Annotated in this window: 1 protein-coding gene; it reads left to right on the top strand. The window is 52.4% G+C overall.

Annotated elements, in window-relative coordinates:
- Positions 1 to 11 precede the first annotated feature (11 nt).
- On the top strand, positions 12 to 416 hold a 405-nt coding region (locus KDM89_RS19995), incomplete at its 3' end, for a cryptochrome/photolyase family protein (RefSeq protein ID WP_268977906.1).

Below are 416 nucleotides of genomic sequence, written 5' to 3'. Positions count from 1 at the left end.
ACGTCTACGTCATGCTGGAAATGCGGCAAGAGACAGATTATGTGCTGCATCATGCACAGAAAATCATCGCTATCTTTGCTGCTATGCGTGCGTTTGCGCGCAGCCTGCAGCAAGCGGGACACCGTATCCATTATCAAACCATACAAGAGGCCGATCCTGCGATCACGCTGCCCAAGCTGCTCGATCAGCTGTTGCAGCATTATCAATGCACAGAGTTACGCTACCAGGAACCCGACGAATACCGGCTGGATCAGCAATTGGCCGCCTATCAGCCTGCGTCAGGCATACGCAAATACTGCGTCAGCAGCGAACATTTTTTTACTATGCGCCACGAAGTAGCGGTGCAGTTCAAAGGCAAATCACGCTGGCTGATGGAGCATTTCTACCGTGCGATGCGGGTGCGTCACAAGATACTG

The sequence above is a fragment of the Cognatundibacterium luofuense genome (assembly GCF_018139685.1).
GTDB classification, from domain to species: domain Bacteria; phylum Pseudomonadota; class Gammaproteobacteria; order Burkholderiales; family Burkholderiaceae_D; genus Undibacterium; species Undibacterium luofuense.
Note: the sequence above shows the minus strand (reverse complement) of the source record. Positions and strands in the feature narration are given on the sequence as shown.